Origin of the sequence: Virgibacillus indicus (genome assembly GCF_002266285.1) — a bacterium.
In the GTDB taxonomy this organism is placed as follows: Bacteria; Bacillota; Bacilli; order Bacillales; family Amphibacillaceae; genus Virgibacillus_K; species Virgibacillus_K indicus.
The window spans coordinates 368,799-383,279 of the sequence record NZ_NPMS01000002.1 but is presented as its reverse complement, the minus strand read 5'-3'; the positions used below and the strand labels follow the sequence as shown (position 1 = coordinate 383,279).

Annotated in this window: 14 protein-coding genes; all 14 read right to left on the bottom strand. The window is 39.7% G+C overall.

Annotated elements, in window-relative coordinates; all coding sequences use genetic code 11:
* Window positions 1-535: 535 nt before the first annotated feature.
* The 14 genes from lysS to CIL03_RS07480 all read right to left on the bottom strand — a co-directional run bounded on the left by lysS (window position 536) and on the right by CIL03_RS07480 (window position 14,238).
* A complete protein-coding gene (gene lysS / locus CIL03_RS07545; protein WP_094885207.1) occupies window positions 536-2,017 on the bottom strand; it encodes a lysine--tRNA ligase in 1,482 nt (493 codons plus the stop codon).
* Between the two features lie 135 nt (window positions 2,018-2,152).
* The gene (locus CIL03_RS07540; protein ID WP_094885206.1) at window positions 2,153-2,410 is read right to left on the bottom strand and encodes a helix-turn-helix domain-containing protein; all 258 of its coding nucleotides are present in this window, start codon (window positions 2,408-2,410) and stop codon (window positions 2,153-2,155) included.
* Window positions 2,380-2,892, bottom strand: coding sequence for a 2-amino-4-hydroxy-6-hydroxymethyldihydropteridine diphosphokinase (gene folK, locus CIL03_RS07535; RefSeq protein WP_094885205.1), 513 nt, complete (start codon window positions 2,890-2,892; stop codon window positions 2,380-2,382). Before folK ends, CIL03_RS07540 begins: the two co-directional genes overlap by 31 nt.
* Entirely contained in the window at window positions 2,889-3,254 is a 366-nt protein-coding gene (gene folB, locus CIL03_RS07530) for a dihydroneopterin aldolase (protein ID WP_094885204.1), read from the bottom strand. Before folB ends, folK begins: the two co-directional genes overlap by 4 nt.
* A complete protein-coding gene (gene folP, locus CIL03_RS07525) occupies window positions 3,247-4,077 on the bottom strand; it encodes a dihydropteroate synthase (RefSeq protein WP_094885203.1) in 831 nt (276 codons plus the stop codon). Before folP ends, folB begins: the two co-directional genes overlap by 8 nt.
* 163 nt (window positions 4,078-4,240) lie before the next feature.
* Window positions 4,241-5,170, bottom strand: coding sequence for a cysteine synthase A (cysK, locus tag CIL03_RS07520; protein WP_094885202.1), 930 nt, complete (start codon window positions 5,168-5,170; stop codon window positions 4,241-4,243).
* A 176-nt stretch (window positions 5,171-5,346) separates the two neighbouring features.
* Complete coding sequence (locus tag CIL03_RS07515; protein ID WP_094885201.1) at window positions 5,347-6,252, bottom strand: peptidylprolyl isomerase; 906 nt, start codon at window positions 6,250-6,252, stop codon at window positions 5,347-5,349.
* Between the two features lie 22 nt (window positions 6,253-6,274).
* On the bottom strand, window positions 6,275-7,144 hold the full coding sequence (gene hslO / locus CIL03_RS07510) for an Hsp33 family molecular chaperone HslO (RefSeq protein WP_094885200.1): 870 nt from the start codon (window positions 7,142-7,144) through the stop codon (window positions 6,275-6,277).
* Between the two features lie 12 nt (window positions 7,145-7,156).
* Entirely contained in the window at window positions 7,157-7,933 is a 777-nt protein-coding gene (locus CIL03_RS07505) for a type III pantothenate kinase (RefSeq protein ID WP_094885199.1), read from the bottom strand.
* Window positions 7,934-8,179: 246 nt separating this feature from the next.
* The gene (ftsH, locus tag CIL03_RS07500; protein WP_094885198.1) at window positions 8,180-10,192 is read right to left on the bottom strand and encodes an ATP-dependent zinc metalloprotease FtsH; all 2,013 of its coding nucleotides are present in this window, start codon (window positions 10,190-10,192) and stop codon (window positions 8,180-8,182) included.
* 140 nt (window positions 10,193-10,332) lie between these two features.
* The gene (gene hpt, locus CIL03_RS07495; RefSeq protein ID WP_094885197.1) at window positions 10,333-10,887 is read right to left on the bottom strand and encodes a hypoxanthine phosphoribosyltransferase; all 555 of its coding nucleotides are present in this window, start codon (window positions 10,885-10,887) and stop codon (window positions 10,333-10,335) included.
* 158 nt (window positions 10,888-11,045) lie between these two features.
* On the bottom strand, window positions 11,046-12,440 hold the full coding sequence (gene tilS / locus CIL03_RS07490; RefSeq protein WP_094885196.1) for a tRNA lysidine(34) synthetase TilS: 1,395 nt from the start codon (window positions 12,438-12,440) through the stop codon (window positions 11,046-11,048).
* 162 nt (window positions 12,441-12,602) lie between these two features.
* Entirely contained in the window at window positions 12,603-13,535 is a 933-nt protein-coding gene (locus CIL03_RS07485; RefSeq protein WP_094885195.1) for a protein kinase domain-containing protein, read from the bottom strand.
* A complete protein-coding gene (locus CIL03_RS07480) occupies window positions 13,504-14,238 on the bottom strand; it encodes a VWA domain-containing protein (RefSeq protein ID WP_094885194.1) in 735 nt (244 codons plus the stop codon). Before CIL03_RS07480 ends, CIL03_RS07485 begins: the two co-directional genes overlap by 32 nt.
* Between the last annotated feature and the right edge of the window lie 243 nt (window positions 14,239-14,481).

Here is a 14,481-nt window from a genome sequence, read left to right as displayed (position 1 = left end):
GGAATCGACACCAATCAATTCCATCAATTGTCTTAGCTTTTCAGAAGTGTTACCTTCTGAGTTTCTTAAAGAAAAAACAGTTCATGTTTTTCCTGACATACTGGTTGTTTTGTTCAGTTTTCAAGGAGCAAATTTCTTTGTTTCGCCTCAAATTGGCGACTTTATTAATATAACATGCTGTTGCTTTCATGTCAACTATTTTTTTAGATGATTTTTTAATTCATCTTTGTTTCGTTGCCGCTTGCTTAAGCAACGTTTATAAATTTACCACGTTTTATTCAGGAAATCAAGCTTATTTTAAAAAGAAATAACTGGAAACTACATTTCCTATTATTTAAGTAATTCTCGATATAATCTCCTGCACTTTCACCGGACATGTTTACCTCTTCTGTATTCATGTACACAGAGTAAGAGGCATATTTAGACCATTACGTATAGATTACCCGATAATTTAAAAATAAAACTAAAAAATAACTCATAAACGATAAAGGATCCATATTCGGAGTCTTTATCGCATGAGTTATTTTTAGGTACTTTATTTATTGCGCATTTGCGGGAATAATAATACATCACGAATGGATGGAGAATTGGTCAGCAGCATAACAAGACGGTCTATTCCAATTCCTAATCCACCTGTAGGCGGCATTCCGTATTCCAATGCTTCCAGGAAGTCTTCGTCCATTAGATGTGCCTCATCATTTCCTTGGTCTCTTTCTTTTACTTGTGCTTCAAAGCGTTCACGCTGATCGATAGGATCGTTCAATTCACTAAATGCATTTGCATGTTCACGCCCTACAATAAATAATTCAAAGCGATCCGTAAACCGTTCATCCTCTTTATTCTTTTTCGCCAATGGTGAAATTTCCACCGGATGTCCATAAATAAATGTAGGCTGTATCAGCTCTTCTTCAATTTTTTGTTCAAAGAACTCATTAACTACATGACCAAAACTCATTGTATCCTGTATTTCAACACCATGTTCTTTAGCCAGCTCACGCGCCTCTTCATCACTCATTTGTTTCCAGAAGTCCACACCGGTTTTCTCTTTTATCGCATCAACCATATGAAGTCTCTTCCACTCGGGCTCCAGATCAACTTCGTATTCCCCGTAAGCAATGGTTGTTGTTCCAAGCACTTCTGCTGCGATATGTGCAACCAGATTCTCGGTTAATGCCATAATATCATGGTAATCCGCATAGGCCTCATATAATTCAATCATCGTAAACTCAGGGTTATGTCTTGTAGAGACCCCTTCATTACGGAATACTCGTCCAATTTCATAGACCTTCTCCATACCGCCCACAATCAGACGTTTCAGATGAAGCTCAATCGCAATACGCATATATAATGGGATGTCCAATGCATTATGGTGCGTCAGGAAAGGCCGTGCAGAAGCTCCGCCAGGAATCCCATGCATCATTGGAGTTTCCACCTCTAAATATCCTTGCTCATTCAAATATTTGCGCATTGATTGGATAATTTTGCTTCGCAGTACAAATGTTTCTTTGCTGTCCATATTAGTGATTAAATCAAGATAACGCTGACGGTAGCGTTGTTCCACATCTTTTAAACCATGGTATTTTTCCGGCAATGGACGAAGTGACTTAGTCAATAAATGAAACTCAGTTGCTTTGACTGATAGTTCACCAACATTTGTTTTAAACATTACTCCTGTAACACCAACAATATCGCCAAGGTCCGTAGACTTAAATATTTCATACGCTTCTTCACCAATTGCGTCTTTTCGAACATAAAGCTGAATTTGTCCACTTAAGTCCTGAAGATGCGCAAAGCCTGCCTTCCCTTTTCCGCGCTTTGTCATCAATCTTCCGGCGATTGTTATTTTATCTTCTTTTTGTTCTAGTTCTTCTTTGGAAAATTGATCATATAATTTTTGCAAATCTGTTGCCAGATGGGTACGATTAAATTTCCCGCCGAAAGGATCCAGTCCCTGCTCTCGGTAACTATTCAGTTTATCGCGGCGAACACGCATATGTTCATTCAATTCTTCTGACATAATAATCACTCCAGTCAATTGTCATATGTAAGTATATCTAAAAAATGCTTATCTTTCATGTTTATTACCTTCTATTATCTCTTTTATACCATAGGTGCTAAAACAACACAGTTTGGGATTGTCATACCACCTATATTACACATTCTCTTGTTCTCTTTCATTGCTTTGTTTTTCAGTTTCATCAGAAGATGTCTGTAATATTAATTCTTCCTTTGAGATCGCCAATGTATCAGCTATTTGATTCAGCAGATCCTCCGTCACTTCTTTGGTGCCGCGTTCCACACCGCCAATCATTGCGATGGGCTGTTCAAGTTTCTCAGCAAATTGCAGCTGTGTGTATCCTTTTAGTTTTCTAAATGCTTTTACTCGTCTGCCGAATCTTTTTGCGTCCATATTGTTACATCCTTTTTGTCTGACTCTGGAAGTTCATTTATAAGATCTGCAACACGCTTCTCTGTTGCAGGAATAATCAGGTTTGGAGCAATATCATTCAACGGAATTAAAACAAATGCTCTTTTATGCATTCTTGGATGCGGAATAATTAACCGCTCCATTTTACTATTTTCATGATTATACAGCAAAATGTCAAGGTCAATTGTTCTTGGGCCAAATCGGATCCCCCGTTTTCTTCCAAGCTCTTTTTCAATTTGCTGGCACTTGTCCAATAGTTCAATCGTTGATAATGCTGTATCTGCTTCAATTACCATATTTAAAAAATCCCCCTGATCCGTGTAGCCGACCGGTGCAGTTTCATAAATCGGAGACTTACGCCGAATGGAAATATCTCTGCTTTCCTCCAACTCCTGCAACGCATTGGATAAGTAGTTGATTCTTGGTTCGATATTCGTTCCTAATGCCAGATATACCTTGTTCATTTTGATTTCTCCCTGTATATTTCGACGGCTACGGATTCATAATGTCCCGGGATTGGCGGATCCGGTTTGATTACCTTAACCCTGCATGCATGAAGTAAATCGAAGGATGCCAAAAGTTTTGCAGCTATTGAATCAGCAACTGCTTCAATCAGATTTTTAGCTTCACCTTCCACAATTTCCTGAACAGTTTCATATACCTGTCCATAGTGAATGGAATCATTCATATTATCCGTTTCACCTGGTTTCTTTAAATCAGAAATTAACTCCAAATCAACATTAAACCTCTGGCCTAACTTATTTTCCTCAGGCAACAGACCATGAAAGCCATAAAACTGCAAATTATTCAATATAATTTTATCCATTGCTGTATCCTCCTGCCGCGAGCATTGCATCCATCATTTTTGCAAGCTCCTTATTTACCTTTACATTGTGCACCCGAACAATATTTGCACCTTTGACAATACCTAGGCATGTTGTTGCACCAGTACCATTATCACGTTCCTCCGGTGAAAGATCCAAAACGCTGCCAATAAATCTTTTTCTTGATGTTGCCAGCAGAATGGGGTAGCCCAAATCGTGGAACTTTTCCAGATTATTCATAGCAATTAAGTTATGCTCAGCTGTTTTTGCAAAACCAACTCCCGGATCAAGAATAATATTTTCTTCCGGAACACCAGCATTTTTTGCAATTTCAATACTCTCCTGCAAATCCCTTTTCATATCATCAATTAGTGAAACGTAATCCATATTGGTGCGATTATGCATTAAAATAATTGGTACATTGTAAGCTGCAGCAACCTTCGCAATTTCAGGTTCTTTTTTTGCACCCCAAACATCATTAATAATGTCAGCACCGGCTTCAATCGCCTGTTTTGCTGTTTCTGCTTTATAGGTATCGATGGAAATCGGTATCGTTACTTTTTCCTTAACAGCTTTAATCATTGGTACAACCCGGGCGATTTCTTCCTCCAGTGATACAGGGTCATGGTCCGGCCGTGTTGATTCTCCACCGATATCAATAATATCGGCACCCAGTTTTTCCATTTCCACGGCTTGCTTTACTGCTTTCTCAATCGTTGTATAGTTCCCGCCATCTGAAAAAGAATCCGGAGTAACATTTAAAATACCCATTATATGTGTGCGTCTCGACAAATCATATGTTTTTATAGCTGTATTTAATAACATAAATCTGTAACCTTCTTTCCCTGGCTTTATACGTCTTTATCTATGGTACCATAGATAATAAAATTTCATCCAGTGGGCATTTTGGCCGGTAAATTTATTAAACTCCAATCAAACTAAAAAGACCAGCACCATAAAGATGCCAGCCCTTTGATTTTCAATTAAATTATTCTTCTTCATCAAACTGATAAAGCGGTGTTGATAGATAGCGTTCACCGTTATCTGGCAGGACAGCAAGTACTTTCTTGCCTTTGCCTAATTTTTTTGCAACCTTTACTGCCGCCGCAACTGCAGCTCCAGATGAAATTCCGCCAAGAATTCCGTTAGTTGTTGCAACTTTTCGTGATGTTTCAAAAGCTTCATCGTTTGTAATTCGGACAACTTCTTCATAGATATCTGTATCCAAAACTTTTGGAACAAAGCCAGCTCCAAGTCCCTGGATTTTGTGGGGGCCTGGTGACCCACCTGATAATACTGCAGAATCTGTTGGTTCAACAGCATAGATCTTTATTCCATCGAAGTGATTTTTCAGTACTTTTCCAGCACCAGTTATTGTACCACCAGTTCCAATACCTGAAACAAATCCATCCAATCCATCACTCATTTGTTCTGTTATTTCTTTTCCTGTTGTACGTGCATGCACTTCAGGATTTGCTTCATTATTAAATTGCTGTGGCATAAAATAACCATTCGCTTCTTTTAATTCTTCGGCTTTGGCAATAGCACCATTCATCCCATTTGCACCCGGAGTTAAAATTAATTCTGCCCCATATGCACGCAATAAATTGCGGCGCTCTTTACTCATCGTATCCGGCATAACCAGTACGGCTTTATAACCTTTTGCTGCAGCAACCATTGCTAAACCAATACCAGTGTTTCCACTTGTCGGTTCAATAATTGTGTCACCCTCTTTAAGTTCTCCGCTTTTCTCAGCAGACTCAATCATTGACAATGCAATACGGTCTTTTACAGAACTACCCGGGTTCATGAATTCAAGCTTGAGGTAAACATCAGCACTTTCCTGATCTGTAAATCCATTTAACTTCACAATAGGTGTTTCACCAATTAAACCAGCTATATTTTCAGCAACTCTCACGTAAAAGCCTCCCTAATCCCTAGTTATTTTGTATGATTAATTATAATGTACGTTTATTATCTATAAATGTCAACCAAAATGCCAGGAATAGACGATTGCCTATTTCTATTTTCCAACTATGTCTAACTGATTATCCAGTCTCCTTACCCTGAAATAAATAGCGATCAAAAACTTTATTATTCATAAACCCACTCAACATCGACTTTCTCCCAAAGCGGATTTGCCGTGAGTGACTGATCCATCTCCTGCAGTGCTAATTCACTTTTTACATATGGCTTAATTTCCTCATATGAAAATTCGATTGATGGAAGTTTGCGATGCAGATAAATAATCGCAACTCCATTATCCGCCTTGAATGGTTCACTATATGAGTGCTCATCCATTTCAGCTGCTACTTCCTCATAGCCATTTGGAAAAAACTGACTGGAAGTTTTAATGAAGCCAAGATAGCCTCCATCCTTTTTGGATTCCTCATCAATGGAATACTCCTGTGCGAGCAGGTCGAAGGAAGCTCCATCATTAAGATCCTTCATTACTTTTTCTGCGGTATCAAAATTCTGTACAAGGATGTGGGAAAGCTGCATGGAAGCACCGAAATCATATTGGTTTTTGTAAATATCATAGTAGGATTTCACTTCATCCTCAGGGATGGATGTATCCTCTGTTAAAAGCATTTCCAATTGGTAACGATAGATGATCTCTTTCTCCCAGTTTTCCTCATTTTTTTTATACTCTTCTTCTGACATAACACCCTGCATCGATGTAAGGAGAGCAATCTCACGCTCTATTACCTTGTCATGAATCTCTATATCTTTCTCTTCCGCCAGCTGTTTTACAATTTTGCGGTCTATTATATTTTTTAGTTGCTTTTCTCCATGATTGCTTCGCAGTGCCTGTACCCAATCTGCATGGGAAATCTCTTCCCCGTTGATGGTTGCAACAGGCTCATTCTCATTTATTTCACTTTCTTTTCCATTTTTATTACCCAGGCTCACAGTTTCACCTTTGTTCCAAAACAGCAACGAAGCAATATTCGTAATGAGAAGTACGATGATTATTCCCAGCAGCAGCTTTTTTGACATAAGTTACTTCCTTTCAATTCTTCTACTGTTTCAGTTCTTCTAATTCCTCTTCTGTAAAATGGTATTTTTCATTGCAAAAATGGCAGCTTGCCTCAGCACCATGATCCTCATCTATCATATTTTGAATTTCTTCCTGTCCCAGTCCTATAATCGCATTTGCAACCCGCTCTTTCGAACATTTGCAGCGAAATTCAACCGGCATCTGTTCATGGAATTTAATTTCTTCGTCACCAAACAACCTCTGCAGAATTTGTTCCGGTGTGTTCCCCTCCTGGATTAATGCTGATATCGCAGGGAAGGACTGAATCTGCTCTTCCAACCGGGTTATGATTTCTTCATCCGCTCCAGGCATAACCTGCACGATAAAGCCTCCTGCAGCTAGGATAGTGTGATCTGGATTAACCAATACTCCAGCACCTACTGCTGAAGGTATCTGCTCGGAATTCGCAAAATAATAGGTGAAGTCTTCACTGATTTCCCCTGATACAATTGGAACCTCGCCTGTAAAATAATCTTTTAATCCCATATCCTTAATCACACTTAATCTGCCATTTTTTCCAACAGCGCGCGTCACATCCAGTTTGCCTTTTTCATTTAAATCAAAATCCACATGGGCATTTGCGGTATATCCTCGGACATGGCCCTTCGCATTAGCATCTGCAACGATGGCACCCATTGGCCCGTCTCCCTCCACTTTCACTGTAATGGAATCTTCGCCCTTTAGCATTGCTCCCATCATAGCCGAGATCGTAAGCGTCCGTCCCAATGCTGCTGAAGCAGTTGCCCAGGTATCCTGCCTTCTGCGGGCTTCTTCAACTGTATTTGTTGTAGTTGCAGCATAAGCACGCACCATACCCTGATAAGTAGTTGCTTTTACTAAATAATCCTTCATGAAAATTCTCCTTTATATTAATTCCTTATTTTTCTCATAAATAAGATGCAGTCCTTTTAACGTTAAGTATGGGTCTACGCAGTCTATGGTTTTAGATTCCTTTGCAATTAAGGACGCCAAGCCACCTGTAGCAATAACGGTTGGCTTTAAACCCATTTCCTCTTTTATTCGGTTTACGATACCATCAACCTGTGCAACATAACCGTAAAACACACCAGATTGCATCGCTTCCACTGTCGAAGAACCAATTACCTTACCAGGAGCCTGAATTTCTATTTTTGGTAATTTAGATGCTTTACTGTATAAAGCTTCCATCGAAATATTTACTCCAGGGGAAATTATACCACCTTGATATTCGAACTTTTCATTTACATAGCAGAAGGTAGTTGCTGTACCAAAATCAATAATGATGAGGGGAGCACCGTGTTCCTTGATAGCCCCTGCAGCATTAACAATTCTGTCAGCACCTATTTCATTTGGATTCGGATATGACATTTTCACAAATGACTGGACAGTCTCCTTCCCAACAATCAAAGGCTCGAGATTGAAATAGTCATGACTCATTTTTTCAAGCGCATACAAAACTGGAGGAACTACCGTGGATATAATAACTCCTGTAATATCAGAAAAAGCAATATTTTTATGATCGAACAATGATTTAAACAGCATACCAAATTCGTCCTCTGTTTTATATCGATCTGTTTTTATGCGCCATTCGTGTTTTAATTGATTATTTTCAAATACACCCAGTACGGTGTTGGTATTTCCTACATCCAGAACAAACAACATAATCTATACCAGACCTTCCTATCGTTTCTATTTTTTTAATATACCATACTTTATTGGTTATTAAAAAATCTCTGTATGATTATGATGAAAATATCCTTTTTAACATTAGTGTTTAAGAAGCGCTATGGAAAGGTACTCGCTCTCTCCGGGCAACGGTACAGATTCCTCGCCGGCAAAAATACTGCTCAGAATCTTCAAGTCAAAAATAAGAGCGGCCATTTGATTTCATGGCCGCTCTGGGTATTTTTACTCTTTTTTATCGTCCTCAGAAGGAGGTGTGTTATCTGACATGATAGGATCATCAATATAACTCTTATCATCAGATTTATCTTTTTCTTCTTTCTGTTTCGCTTCTTCATAGGAATCTGGATCTACTTCTTCATCTTTTGAATTAATATTCACTTTCACATTGGTATCATCTTCTTCAGGCTCCGGCATTACGCCATCCTCAAATAATGATTTAATTTGTCTTGCATCCAATGTTTCCACTTCAAGAAGTGTTTTCGCGACAAGTTCAAGCTTATCTCTATTTTCGGTGAGAATTGTTTTTGCGCGATCGTAGCAATAATTAATAAAGTTTTGCATTTCCTCATCAATTTCCTGTGCAATCGCATCACTGTATGTTTGTTCATTTCCAATATCTCTGCCAAGGAACACATCCTGGCCACCGCCGCTTGTAAATTGAAGCGGACCGATTTTATCACTCATACCATATTCGGTAATCATTTTACGGGCAATTCCTGTTGCTCGCTGGAAGTCATTATGTGCACCGGTGCTAACCTCGCCGAAAATAACTTCCTCTGCAACCCTACCACCTAATAAACCAGTGATTTTATCAAATAACTCAGGTTTCGTCATAAAGTAACGGTCTTCTCTCGGAAGCATTACAGCATATCCGCCTGCCTGACCCCGAGGTACAATGGTAACCTTATGTACCATATCCGCATCGTCCAGAACCATACCGATAATGGTATGTCCACTCTCGTGGTATGCGACAATATTTCTTTCTTTTTCGGAAATAACCCGGCTTTTCTTGGCAACACCTGCAATTACCCTGTCTGTCGCTTCATCAACATCGAGCATGCTGATTTTCTTGCGATCATCACGGGCAGCAACTAATGCTGCTTCGTTCAATAAATTCTCCAGGTCTGCACCAGAAAATCCTGGAGTACGCATTGCAATTACTTTCAAATCGACCGTATCATCAAATGGCTTGTTTCTCGAATGCACTTTAAGTACTTCTTCACGGCCTCTAACATCAGGCCGATCTACCATGATTTGACGATCAAATCGTCCCGGGCGCAATAACGCCGGGTCAAGAATATCTGCACGGTTTGTAGCAGCAATCATAATGATTCCTTCGTTTGCTCCAAATCCGTCCATTTCAACAAGCAGCTGGTTAAGGGTTTGCTCACGTTCATCGTGACCGCCGCCAAGACCTGCACCACGCTGGCGTCCTACTGCATCAATTTCATCTATGAAAATAATACAAGGAGCATTTTTCTTCGCATTTTCAAATAAATCCCGAACACGGGATGCACCGACACCGACAAACATCTCCACAAAGTCAGAACCACTGATGGAGAAGAATGGTGTACCGGCTTCACCTGCAACAGCACGGGCAAGTAATGTCTTACCAGTTCCCGGAGGGCCGACAAGCAGTACCCCTTTAGGAATTCGTGCACCTACAGCAGAGAATTTTCGAGGATCCTTCAAAAAGTCAACAACTTCTACAAGTTCCTGCTTTTCTTCATCCGCGCCTGCTACATCAGTAAAACGAACCTTTTTCTTTTCTTCTGTATACATTTTCGCCTTGCTTTTACCAAAGTTCATGACACGGCCACCGCCGCCGCCACCCTGGGCCTGGCTAAGAATAAATAAGAAAAATAGTCCAATCAGTAAAAAGGGAACAATCCCTGTCAAGAAAGCAACAAACGCACTTGGCTGTTCTTCCTGTGCTACATTCAGCACACTTTGTTCTGTTGCTTGTTCTGTAATTGTTGCTATTATATCTGTATTATCCGGAACCTGTGCGACAAATTGCTTATCGCCCTCTGTCAGCGTTCCAGTAAAACGCATTATTCCATGTGCTGGCTGCATCGTCATTTCATCGATTTCGCCATTATTTAAAGCATCTCTAAATTCTTGTACATTAAATTGCTGCTGTTCTTCATTTGGTCCATTAAGTAATCCAATTACGCCTACAACGACAAGGAATATAAGTACCCAGAAGAACACATTCCGAAATATCCGGTTCATTGCTTACCTCCTCCCAAACGGGGAAAAACTATATAACATCGTATCATATGAAAAAGTTTCATTACAACTATTTTATTCTCAAAAATAGGATTTATTTTCCTGCTTCGTTTCAAGCCTGAATAGTGGATCTCAACTATTCCTTATTCTGATTCTTCTTCACCGCCGTAAATTTCTGGTTTCAGCACACCTATATAGGGTAAATTCCTGTATTTTTCCTGATAGTCCAGGCCATATCCAACCACAAATTCATTCGGTACTTCAAAACCTGCCAGATCTGCTTTAATTGCAGCTGTTCTGCCTGAAGGCTTATCAAGCAGTGTAACTATTTTGATGGAATTTGCTTTTCGATATTTAAATAAATCGACAAGATAGCTCAGCGTTAAGCCACTGTCAATAATATCCTCGATAATAAGCAAATCCCTGCCTTCAACCTTCGCATCAAGGTCCTTCACAATTTTCACTTCCCCTGAGGACCGTGTCCCTCCGTCATAACTGGAGACATCCATAAAGTCCATTTCCAGATGTACTTCGGTATAGCGGAGCACATCAGACATAAAAGGCATGGCACCTTTTAAAACACCGATGGCTAATGGGAATTTACCTTCATATTCTTCTGAAAGCTGCTTTCCCAGTTCCTTACACTTGGCTTTTATTTCTTCCTCTGATATTAATATCTCTTTAATATCGTTATGCATACTTAGTTCCTCCTACATGTTACCTTTATCATTAGAAAACTTGGCTTGTCGCCAAGCTCTAATGGCGAAAGCCTTAGTTCGGCAAAAAGTACTTTTCGCCTGCGATGTGAAAGCTTCGAAGTATTCCTTATGCACTTATACTGATTTCCTTGAAAAAGTTATACTTTCCTATCAGTGAAATACAGCTGAATATAAGGTGCACCTTTGCTTTGGTTCTCAGGTTGTCCTTTTTTTAATCCGATTAACCATAATATTTCACCGTTATTATCGACAACAATCGGCCAGCTGTCTCTTTTCGTTTTAGGGATTTTAGCATCAATAAAAATATCCTTTACCTTTTTACTGCCATTTAGCCCCTTCCAGCTCATTCTGTCCCCCGACTGACGCGTTCTGATATGTAATGGCAATGCCGCTTGCTTCGTATCACAAAAATAAGAAAAACGATCTTGTTCTTTATGATGTTCTACAATCTCGGAAGTAACCAATGAACCGTCCGGTAATTCTATTTTCCCTGGAATATCCAATGTAAAGTGATAAAAAGGGTTTTGGGGATGTTGTTTTATGAAGTGAAATGCTATTTTTTTGTAAGACCTCTCCAATTTTAATTGGTGCGGAAAATCAATTTGGACATTGCCTTCAGCTTTCTGTAATAACGCAAAAAATTGCTCTTCATGCATATACGAAAGATCCTTTGGTAATTCATCGTACAGATAGTTTAATATTAGATGAAAGGCTCGTCTTTGTAAAGCAAATGGATGTGTTTTAAACACATCTATTTCAAAAGATGCTTGATTATTTTCAGCATCCAGATTAACAGCACGTTGAAACATTTTTGCTGCCTCTGACTGCAGGTACTGCTCATCTTCACGAATGGTTTCACTCATATGCTGCATGGTAGTATGTATATTATTATTTTTTTCTTTTATTAATGGGATGATATTTTTTCTATAAAAATTTCTTGTATATTCTGTTTCCAGATTAGTAGAGTCAATTCTTGGTTTGATGTTATTTTCCTCACAGTATGACTCAAGCTGTGTTTTTTTCACACATAGTAACGGGCGAATGATGAGACCTTTAGAAAATTCCCTTTTTACAGGTATCCCCGAGAAGGCGCTTGAACTGGCCGAACGCACCAAGCTCATCAGCATGGTTTCAACCTGATCATCACCATGGTGACCAAGTGCTAAATAATCTCCATCGAACCTCTCCATCTGTTCTGCAAAAAAGTGATAGCGCAGTTCCCTTGCCGCAACCTCTGTACTGATTTGTTTTTCCTTCTTATATACCTGTACATTCAGTGTGTCCGTAATGCATTTAATCCCCCATTGCCTGCAAATCTCCTGTACATAGTGAAGATCAGCCTTTGACTCTTCCCCCCTCAATTGGTGATCTGCTGAAATAGCGATCAGATTAATATTCCAATCGTTTTGAATGGTGTGAAGAAAATGCAAAAGAGCCATTGAATCAGGCCCACCGGAAACGGCTGCCAATACAGTGGCGTTCTCTGTCAGTAATTGATGTTTTTTCATAAATGCCTTTACAATATCCTTCATGTATCCCCATCTCCGGCTAAATCAAGATTAACTCCATTATAGCTTTTTTTAGACTAGAAAGCATAAATTTAGCGGTACTTATTTTTATAGAAATAAATAGCCGCGTCCAGGCCTAGTAGACCAGTCTATACACCGTTAAACAGGTTTCCTGCGATTTTGTTCTTACAAAAGCAGAGAAAAAAAGTAAAATGCTGCTGCCAGCAGACTTATTCCACCAGCTTCAATCAAAAAGGGTGCAGCAGATTCCCTTTTTGATTTTCGACTTGAACGAGTCCGCTTTTGTACACTATATAAAATAGCAGTAATGTCCTGTTTCATTTCAGAGCTGGACAGATACTTTCCCTGAATCGCCTTTTTTAATGGTGTTCGGTAGATAGAAAGGGCCTTGACATCATCAATTTTTTTAAAAAGTTTTTTCTCAGGGCTGGCATCTTTTTCGAAGCGATTTGGATAAAACACTTGTAAAAATACCATAACGAAAGCAAATAAGTCATAGCTTGGTTCAGCTCTTCTGGAACCCATTCCCCAATAACCGCGATCGTAAAACTCGGTATATTCTTTGATTGCCCTGCCAATTTGTGTTGTTCCACCGACATCTACCCAGCGAACTTTCGGAGGAGAATTCAGTACAAGCAGGTTTTCTGTTTTCAAGTCTCCAAAAACCCAGCCTGATTCATGGAGCTTGCCCAAATCATCCAAAAGCTGCAGCATAAGCACTCCAATCCACTCTTTGCCATTCCTGTTAATAAACGAAGCCATTGTCTCCCCCTGTAAATATTCCATTACATAAAAGGAATACATGGAGCCGCTTGGAGCAATCCAATCATCAACATCCAATAAATAAGGCCCAAGACGATTTCCTTGGACCTTCTGAAGGGACTTCAAAACATTGACTTCCACCGTCATTGATGTACCTTGTTCACTAATTTTTAATGCAGCCAGTCTGCCATTTGATTCACATAAGTAAACCGAACCAACAGCACCAGAACCAAGCTTCTTTTTTATCGAATAGCTTTTCTTATGCCATTTTCCTTTGATGGTTGTTCCGGTCTTTATATAAATATCATGCTTCTTCGATTCCTGGTTCATCTTCATATCTAAAGCTCCTTAATAAGCTTTTCTTGCCAAATTGGTACATTGCTTCGCGGATTGCTGGACCTGTAGGCGTAATACCGCCACTTGTCAGCTTTGGAAAAACAGTTGATATCGCATCCAGCTTCGGTGACCAGTCAAACACCTTCTGAATATCCTTGCGTTTTCCAGGAAAGCTATAAATACAAAAGCGATTTCTTCCAATTCTTGAATTCAGGCTAATGGAAAGATCGATTAAAGCTTCCTTTACCGTTTCAATTTTATCATGCATGCTTGCACTTGTGTCTACAAGCACAAGCACCTCCAGATCACAGGTCTCCCCCATATCTTCAACGACTTCCATAATTTCTCCGCGCTTCTCAGGTTCAAGATCTTCCAGAGACTGATTGGAACCAAGGATCTGTTTTAATTCCTTATTTACAAATCCTTGCAGAGTTTGCGTCATTGCCCGCTTTGTTACCATCTGCACTGTTTGAGATAGTGATGGCTTATAAACCAATTGACTGACACCACCACCGGATAATGCAATTTCCTCCACCTCTTCCAGTCCTTCCGGGTTTTCCGTCTGATCATCATCTAAAATTCCAATTACATTCACAGTGATCCCTTGCTGATTAGCAAGTGCTGCAACAGCAGCCGGATCCTCACCCTTATTAGAGCAGCCATCCGTTATCAGCAGGATTTGTTTCAACGTTCCTTTTTTCAACCGAACTACCTCCCAACTATTCCACTACCATCTTCGCCAATAAAGACAGGAAGTATACGTTGAAATAGTGGAGATGACTGCCTAGAAGTGGAAGCATAAGCAAGGAATCGATATGCGGATGCTTCCTAATGATTTGATTCGGTCGAAAACAATGATCTTTCGGTCTCACGCGCGGTGTTCGGTCTGATTCGCATTTCATCCGGTCCTCACAGCAAAATCACCTCTAGAACCTATTTTTCCAAG